The organism is Streptomyces sp. NPDC002886, from assembly GCF_042888445.1.
In the GTDB taxonomy this organism is placed as follows: Bacteria; Actinomycetota; Actinomycetes; order Streptomycetales; family Streptomycetaceae; genus Streptomyces.
Genome location: NZ_JBIAPV010000003.1, coordinates 1,328,102 through 1,336,438 on the forward strand (window position 1 = coordinate 1,328,102; position 8,337 = coordinate 1,336,438).

Here is an 8,337-nt window from a genome sequence, read left to right on the forward strand (position 1 = left end):
GGTCTGGGAAATCCAGTCCCGCCGGCGCTTCGGTGCGTCACCAACCGCGCCGGTCACCAACCCTGCCGGTCAGAAGAAGACGGACCTCCGCTGCACCAGCAGCTTGTACAGCGTGTGCTGGATCTGCTCCCGCACCTGATCCGTCAGGTTGAACATCAGCATCGGGTCCTCGGCGGCCTCCGCCGCGTACCCGTCCGTCGGGATCGGCTCCCCGAACTGGATCGTCCACTTCGTCGGCAGCGGCACCGCCCCCAGCGGCCCCAGCAGCGGGAACGTCGGCGTGATCGGGAAGTACGGGATCCCCAGCAGCCTCGCCAGCGTCTTCGAGTTCCCGATCATCGGGTAGATCTCCTCGGCCCCCACGATCGAGCAGGGCACGATCGGCGTCCCCGCACGCAGCGCGGTCGACACGAACCCGCCCCGCCCGAACCGCTGGAGCTTGTACCGGTCCCCGAACGGCTTCCCTATCCCCTTGAAGCCCTCGGGCATCACGCCCACCAGCTCCCCGGCCTCCAGCAGCCGCTGCGCGTCCTCCGCGCAGGCCAGCGTGTGCCCGGCCTTGCGCGCGAGCTCGTTCACCACGGGCAGCATGAACACCAGGTCCGCCGCCAGCAGCCGCAAGTGGCGCTGCGCGGGGTGCTGGTCGTGCACGGCGACCTGGAGCATCAGACCGTCCAGGGGCAGGGTCCCGGAGTGGTTCGCCACGATCAGCGCACCGCCCTCCTTCGGGATGTTCTCGATGCCCTTGACCTCGACCCGGAAGTACTTGTCGTACAGCGGCCGCATCAGGGACATCAGGACCTGGTCCGTCAGCTCCTTGTCGTAGCCGAAGTCGTCGACCTCGTACTCCCCGGTGATCCGCCGCCGCAGGAACGCCAGCCCGCCGGCGATCCGCCGGTCCCAGCCCTCCCCCGGCTCGGCCGGCTCCGGTACGGCCTCCACCGCCGGCTCCACCAGCTCCACCGGCTGCGCGGCGGGCGCGAGCGGCGCCTCCGGCGCGACCCGTACCCGCCGGGCGGGCGAGGACCGCCGTCGCGGCCGGTCCTCGTCGAACGGAATGACCTTGGCGTCCGCCACTATCGCTTCGCTCCATCCATGTCCACGTCCAGCATCCCGGCCACCCGGTCCACGGCCCGCGCGACCCGCTCCGGAGGGAGCAGCCCGCCGCTCCGGCTCCGCGTGAAGTCGGCGAAGGTCTCGGCGGTCGTATACATCGGCTCGAATCCCAGCACCTCCCGCATCCGCGTGGTCTCCACGACCCGCCCGTGCGTGAGGAGCCTTATCTGCTCGGGCGAGAACTCCGTCGCCCCGACCGCCCGCAGTGCCGCGCCCACCCACGTCACCGCGGGCAGCAGCAGCGGCACCGTCGGCCGTCCCAGCCGCCGGGCGCACTGCGACAGCAGCAGCACCCCGTCGCCGGCGATGTTGAAGGTCCCGCTGAGCCCGCCGGGCCCGCTGGTCTGCGAGGCGAGGCGCAGCACGTCCAGTACGTCGTCCTCGTGCACGAACTGCAGCCGCGGGTCGTAGCCCAGCACGGTCGGGATCACCGGCATCGAGAAGTACTCGGCGAGCGCCGAGTCGGCGAAGGGCCCGAGGATGTTCGCGAACCGCAGCACGCACACCGCGACGTCGGGGCGCCTGCGCGCGAAGCCCCGTACGTACCCCTCGACCTCGGTGGCGTCCTTGGCGAAGCCGGCGGTGGGCAGCGACTTGGGCTGCGTGGTCTCGGTGAAGACGGCCGGATCCCGCGAGGTGCCCCCGTACACACTGGTACTGGACTTCACCACGAGCCGCCGTACCGTCGGGGACTTCTGGCAGGCTCCCAGGAGCTGCATCGTCCCGATGACGTTGGTTTCCTTGACGGTGCCGTACGAGACGGAGCCCGCGCCCGTCGCCGCTCCCCCGGTGACCGCGAGATGGACGACCGTGTCGACGGCGTTCTCCGCCAGCACCCGGGCGATCCCCGACTGCCTGATGTCCGCACGGACGAACTCGGCCGAGCCGAGCCGGTGCGGCGGGGTCACCGCGTCGACCGCGATCACCCGCTCGACCTCGGGATCCCGCTGGATCCGCCGCACGAAGCGGCCCCCCAGCTGCCGGGCAGCCCCGGTGACCAGCACGACCTTCCCCACGAGCTCAGCGCCTCCCTAGATCGGAACAACCGTCTCCGGCTGCACCGCAGCCCCCCCACCAGAATGGTGGGGGGGCTGCGGAGAACACGTACAGCTGCCGTTTACTTCTTGTTACGGCGCTGGACGCGGGTGCGCTTGAGCAGCTTGCGGTGCTTCTTCTTAGCCATCCGCTTGCGCCGCTTCTTGATAACAGAGCCCACGACTACCCTCGCTCACTTCTCTTCATTCGGTGCGGGGCGTCGGGGCCCACACGACCTACGTCGGCCTAGCCTACCCGCCCGAGCTCTGAGCTTGTAATCCGAGTGCCCCCGAGGGGTAACCACGGGCTCCCGACCCTTGCCCTCAGGCCGATTCCACCCCCACAAAGGACTCGCGGAGGTACTCGTGCACCGCATTTTCGGGGACCCGGAAGGACCGGCCCACCCGGATTGCGGGCAGATGTCCGTTGTGCACCAAGCGGTACACGGTCATCTTCGACACTCGCATCACCGAGGCGACCTCCGCCACGGTCAGGAACTGAACCTCACTGAGAGGCCTCTCGCCAGCAGCCATGACACACCTTGACCTTCCGCGCATGACGGGCACCGGCTTCCCCTCCGGTTACGCCCCGTCGTCGCACGCTCACTCACCAGAGTAGGGGCGTGTGATACGAGTGGGGAAGAGGAGCTACGTCCACTCCTGACGAAGCGACAGACTCGCCCGATTGAGTACATAGCGAGTGAGCGGTCGGTAGTAGTCCGCGCGCACCGCGTCATCAAGCGGAACCGCCACCGACACCTGCCCCTCCGCCTCCCCCACGAACAGCGCGGGATCATCGGTGTCGGCCAGCCCGATCGCCTCCACACCGAGCTGACCTGCGCCGCAGACCCACCCGTGATCCCCCACCACGAGCTCCGGCAACGGCCCGCCGGCCTCCGCCAGCGCCCCGAGCGCGATCCGAACCGGCAGCGGCGAATGGGAGTGCGCGCCGGTGTCACTCCCGTCGGGCCGCACGCCCTCTTCCCGCACCAGTGCGACCCCTCGTACGTAATCGATGCGGTGCGTGCGTACGCCGAACCGGGTCTGCATGTCGACAGGTGCCCCCCGCGCCGGAGTGAGGACATCACATCCCACCGCCGACAGGGCAGCGGCCAAGCTGGCGTAGAACCCCAGGAGCCGGTGCGGGTGACCGGTCCCGAACAACACCGGGGCCCGCGCGTCCGCGGCCGCCCGCAGCCTCTCCGCGAAGGCCTCCAGCCCCGCCACCGTCAGCTCCGGATCGATCACGTCCGGCCCCCTGACGTGCGCGGGATCCGCCGAGACCCCGCACTTCTGCGCCATCAGCCGCAGCAGATCCCCCTCGCCCCACCCCCACGTGGGATCCAGCCCCAGCAGCACCCGCGGATCCCGCGCCGCGAACAGCCGGTAACTGCGCAGGCTTTCCTCCCGCGAGGTGGCCACGGGCCCGGCCAGACGGGCGGCCAGAAGATGCGCACGCAGCGCGCCGGTACTCAACACCCTCCCGATGCTCCCGCAAGAACCCTGACACCTCGCCAGTTCTGGCCAATCCCGCACCCGTTGGCCCAACGCCAGCCGTATCCAGCCTCGCCGGTGTTTGAGGCGCGGGGTCTGGGGCGGAGCCCCAGGGGGTCCGGGCGCAGCCCGGGGAATGGTGGAAGGGCGGGTAGGGGACAGCCCCGCAGGGCTCCTCAGGCCAGCAGCCCGCGCAACGGGAACACCGCCCGCCGGGTGGCGAGCACGGCCTGGTCGATCCGATCGGCAGGGTCGTAACCACCCTCCCAGTCCCGAAAGCCCGGCACCCGCCCATCCGTCATCCGCCCGGGCGCCACCTCCCGGGTCCGCGCATACACCGCATCCCGCCAAGACCCCGGCACAGCCGTCTCGGGATCGATCGGCCGATGCCCGGCAATGGCCACCAGGTGCGTCCAGGACCGCGGCACCACGTCCACGACGGCGTACCCGCCCCCACCGAGGGCGAGCCACCGCCCACCCTCCACCCAAGCGTGCGCCAGCTCGTCGCACGCCTCCATCACCGCCCGCTGCGCATCCAGCGACACCGCCAGATGGGCCAACGGGTCCTCGAAGTGCGTATCCGCCCCGTGCTGGGTCACCAGCACCTGAGGCCGGAAGTCCTCCAACAGCTCCGGCACCACCGCGTGGAAGGCCCGCAGCCACCCCTCGTCCCCGGTCCCGGCGGGCAGCGCGATGTTCACCGCCGACCCCTCCGCCGCCGGCCCGCCCGTCTCCTCGGGCCAGCCCGTCTGCGGGAACAGCGTCCGAGGGTGCTCGTGCAGGGAGACGGTCAGCACCCGCGGGTCGTCCCAGAACGCCGCCTGGACCCCGTCCCCGTGGTGCACGTCGACATCCACGTAGGCGACCCGCTCGGCCCCGAGTTCCAGCAGCCGCGCGATCGCCAGCGCCGCGTCGTTGTACACGCAGAACCCCGCGGCCCCGCCGGGCATCGCGTGGTGCAGCCCGCCGGCGAAGTTCACGGCGTGCGCGGCTTCCCCCCGCCAGAGCGCCTCGGCCGCCGCCACCGACTGCCCGGCGATCAGCGCGGACGCCTCGTGCATCCCGTGGAACGCCGGGTCGTCCGTCGTCCCCAGCCCGTACGAGCCGTCCGCGACCCCGGGGTCGGCGGACACCTCGCGCACCGCCGCGACGTAGTCCTCGCGGTGGACCAGCCTCAGCGTCGAGTCCCCGGCCGCCCGGCCCGCCCGTACCTCCAGCTCACGGTCGAGCCCGAAGGCCCGTACCAGGCCCATGGTCAGCTCGAGCCGCACCGGGTCCATCGGATGGCCCGGCCCGAAGTCATACTTCGTTACCGCCTCGTCCCACATCAACAGCCCGGTCACCGGTTCGCCGCTCATGCCGGACACCGTATCGGGCGGGCTCCGCGGCGAACGAGCGGGCATAGAAAAGAGTGACGAGTACCAGCACCATCGGCACGAGCATCGCCCCCCGGTAGCTCCAGGCGTCCCCGATCCCGCCCACGAGCGGCGCCCCGATGAGGAATCCGACGTAGTTGAAGATGTTGAGCCGCGCGATGGCGGTGTCGGAGGAGTCCGGGAAGAGCCGGCCCGCCGCCGCGAAGGTCTGCGGCACGATCACGCACAGCCCGAACCCCAGCAGGGTGAAGCCGAGCATCCCCACCGCCGGCCCGGGCGCCGCCGCGACCACGGCGAATCCACCCGCCGCGACGACCGTCCCGATGCGTACGACGGCCACGGCCCCGAAGCGCCGCACCCCGAGGTCCCCGACGGCCCGCCCGAGCAGGGTGGTCACCATGTAGACGTTGTACGGAACGGTGGCGGCCTGCTCGGAGCTGCCGAGCACGTCCTGGAGGTACTTGGCGCTCCAGTTCGAGACCGTCGAGTCCCCGATGTACGCACACGCCATCACCAGGCACAGCGGCAGCAGCAGCTTGAACCCGCCCGGCCCGAGCCCCTTGGCCGCGTCGGCCCCGGCGGCCTTGCCGTCCCGGTCCACGTAGAACCGGCTGGCGAACAGCGCGAGCGGCAGCAGCACCACCACGGCCGGCAGATAGGAACTGAACAGCGAGAGGTGCCAGTGCGCCCCCGCCCACGCGGCGGAGGCACCCAGGATCCCGCCGAGGCTGTACGAGGCGTGGAAGCCGAGCATGATGCTGCGGCCGTACGCGCCCTGCAGGCTCACCCCGAGCATGTTCATGGAAGCGTCGAGCGCCCCCACGAACAGCCCGAACGCCCCGAGCGCCAGCGCCACGTGCCACATCCGGCTGCCGGCGCCGACCCCCAGCAGAGCGAGCAGCACGAGCGGCTGCGCCCACCGCAGTACGGTGCTGGGCGCGACCCGCTTCACCAGGTGCTCGGTGGCCACGCTGGACACACCGGCGAGGATCGGCACGGCGGCCAGGAAGACGGGCAGCAGCGCGTCGGATATCCCGTACCGGTCCTGAATGGCGGGGATCCGCGTCACGAGGAGCGCGAAGGCCACGCCCTGCACGAAGAAACTGAATCCCAACGCCCCGCGCCCGCGGCGCAGCCGCACGTCTGCTGTCATGGCGGCTCAGCGTAGGCGCCGGACCTACCGGTGGGTAGAGCGATCACATATCGATTGGGTCAGCGCGATCGCCGCACTGCGATCGCTGCACTGCGATCGCCTCACTTCGGTCGCCTCAGTGCGAGAACCCGCCGCCGTACCCCGTGTACCCGGACCCGGTGGTGTCGACCTCCAGGCCGAGCAGCCCGGCCAGCTGGTTCATGTCGCCGAAGTAGGCCGTGGCGCCGGGCAGCCGGTCCGCGGGCACCATCGCGGTGTACCCGAGCACGTCCATCCCCGCGGCCAGCGCGGCCTGGACACCCAGCGGGCTGTCCTCGACGACCACGCACCGTGCCGGGGCCACGCCCATCTGGTCGGCGGCGTGCAGGAAGAGATCGGGGGCGGGCTTGCCCTTCCCCACATCCTCCGAGCTGAAAATCCACTCCTCCTCGAACCACTCGTCGAGCCCGGCCGCCCGGTGCCCGACGCGGATCCGCTCGTGGCTCCCCGAGGACGCGAGGCAGTACGCGGTCCCGCTCTCCACCAGAGCCGCCAGCACCCCCTCGACCCCGGGCACGGGCTTGAGCTCCCGCTCGAAGGCCGCGAAGGTGCGGGCGTGCAGCGTGCTGTCGAAGTCGGCCGGCAGCGCCTGCCCGGTCCGCTCCCGCACCAGGTCGTGGATCCGGTGAACCGCGGCACCCATGTAATCGCGAAGCGATTCCTCGTACGAGGTCGGGTGCCCCAGCTCGGTCAGGTAACCGGCGAGGATGCTGTTGGCGAGCGGCTCACTGTCCACCAGCACGCCGTCGTTGTCGAAGATGACGAGGTCGTAGCCCATGCGACAACCCTACGAGCCGTCAGGGCCAATCCATCCGGACCCCATGCCGGGCATCCGCAGGACTTCCAAAGATCCTCACGGCGGATCCTCACCGACCGCCCGCCCGGTCGGACTCGCTCCGCAGGACACAAAACTCGTTGCCCTCGGGATCGGCGAGGACCGCCCAGCCCGAACCGTCGGGGTTGCGGTGATCGGCCAGGAAGCCGGCGCCGAGGGCCAGCAGCCGGTCCACCTCCCGGTCGCGCGAGGTCCCGGGGCGCAGGCACAGGTGGATCCGGTTCTTCACGGTCTTCGGCTCGGGCACCTGGTTGAAGTACAGCACCGGCCCTTCCGCCATCACCACCTGCGTCTCCCGGTCCCCCGGCCCGTACTCGGGATCCAGGGGACGGCCGGTCACCCGGCTCCAGAACCGGGCGAGCTCGTAGGCGTCCGCACAGTCGATCGCCACGTTCTGCACGACCGAGACCTCGCCCGCCGGATGGGCGGCGCCCCGCCAGACCCTCCGGTAGCCCTCGCGGAGCGGTCCGCCCACCAGCTCGAGGACGCGGTACGCCGCTGCGGCCAGGGCCGTCGGGTCCCCGGCCGTACAGGCCTCCAGGTGCCCGGCGAGCAGTGCGTCCCCCAGCTCGGGGTCCGCTTCCAGCAGCCGCCGCGGCAGCCACTTCCCGTCCCCGCCCCGCCAGGCCCGGTGGTGGTCGAGCAGCAGCTCGGCGGCGCCGGCCAGCACCGACCCGGCGATGACCACGCGTTCCACCGGATCGCTCGCGTCGCCCAGGTCGTCCAGCGCGTCGGTGAGCCCGTACCGCTTGGTCTCCACGGTGTCGGCGTCCAGCGCCACCGGCCCCCGGCGCAAGTCCGCTTCGGCCAGGGCCCGGGCCCGGCCGGCCTCCCCGTCCCTGTCGACCAGGACGAGACCGGAAACGTACATCGCCTGCAGCACGGGCCGGCGGGCGGCCAGGTCCATCGCGAACAGCTCCGCGAGCCCGGCACGCGTGTGGACGAAGAGCTCCACGACCCGTCCCTCGAAGCGGATCGTCTCCCGGCAGGTCTTACCGCCGTCCTCGATGAGCACGGCGATGTCCAGATCACTACTTCCCGTCGCCCGCCCCGCGGCCGTGGATCCGGCGAGGATCACGGCGAGCGCGTCGGGAAAGCGGTCGTGCGCGAGGCGTCGCGCCTGGTCGATCGGGTCCACGGCGTTCATGCGGAACAGGTTTTCACGCCCCCGATCCCGAGACCACACATTAATTGGCCCGTAAACGCAGAAAAGCCCCGTACCAGTTCCCTGGTACGGGGCTCTCTACAATGATTGTTCGGCGGCGTCCTACTCTCCCACAGGGTCCCCCC

Annotated in this window: 9 protein-coding genes; all 9 read right to left on the reverse strand. The window is 71.1% G+C overall.

The genetic code is table 11. The features are described 5' to 3' along the window. Positions 1-69: 69 nt before the first annotated feature. Entirely contained in the window at positions 70-1,077 is a 1,008-nt protein-coding gene (locus ACFYYB_RS18400) for a lysophospholipid acyltransferase family protein (protein WP_389436168.1), read from the reverse strand. After that, positions 1,077-2,132 carry an NAD-dependent epimerase/dehydratase family protein gene (locus ACFYYB_RS18405; protein ID WP_389436169.1) on the reverse strand — a complete coding sequence of 352 codons (1,056 nt, stop codon included), beginning with the start codon at positions 2,130-2,132 and terminating at the stop codon, positions 1,077-1,079. The genes ACFYYB_RS18400 and ACFYYB_RS18405 overlap by 1 nt, the downstream gene beginning before the upstream one ends. A 101-nt stretch (positions 2,133-2,233) precedes the next feature. Then, positions 2,234-2,332: a 30S ribosomal protein bS22 gene (locus ACFYYB_RS18410; protein WP_003948845.1), complete on the reverse strand. Its 99-nt coding sequence runs from the start codon at positions 2,330-2,332 to the stop codon at positions 2,234-2,236. A 142-nt stretch (positions 2,333-2,474) separates the two neighbouring features. Continuing rightward, a complete protein-coding gene (locus ACFYYB_RS18415) occupies positions 2,475-2,684 on the reverse strand; it encodes a helix-turn-helix domain-containing protein (RefSeq protein WP_162688852.1) in 210 nt (69 codons plus the stop codon). 114 nt (positions 2,685-2,798) lie between these two features. Beyond that, complete coding sequence (locus tag ACFYYB_RS18420; protein ID WP_389436170.1) at positions 2,799-3,629, reverse strand: phosphatase; 831 nt, start codon at positions 3,627-3,629, stop codon at positions 2,799-2,801. Between the two features lie 191 nt (positions 3,630-3,820). Continuing rightward, a complete protein-coding gene (locus ACFYYB_RS18425; protein WP_389436245.1) occupies positions 3,821-4,972 on the reverse strand; it encodes an acetoin utilization protein AcuC in 1,152 nt (383 codons plus the stop codon). Next, on the reverse strand, positions 4,944-6,173 hold the full coding sequence (locus ACFYYB_RS18430) for an MFS transporter (protein WP_389436171.1): 1,230 nt from the start codon (positions 6,171-6,173) through the stop codon (positions 4,944-4,946). The genes ACFYYB_RS18425 and ACFYYB_RS18430 overlap by 29 nt, the downstream gene beginning before the upstream one ends. A gap of 115 nt (positions 6,174-6,288) precedes the next feature. Then, a complete protein-coding gene (locus ACFYYB_RS18435) occupies positions 6,289-6,990 on the reverse strand; it encodes an HAD family hydrolase (protein ID WP_327305255.1) in 702 nt (233 codons plus the stop codon). An 88-nt stretch (positions 6,991-7,078) separates the two neighbouring features. Continuing rightward, positions 7,079-7,447, reverse strand: coding sequence for a VOC family protein (locus ACFYYB_RS18440; protein WP_389436246.1), 369 nt, complete (start codon positions 7,445-7,447; stop codon positions 7,079-7,081). Positions 7,448-8,337: the final 890 nt, after the last annotated feature.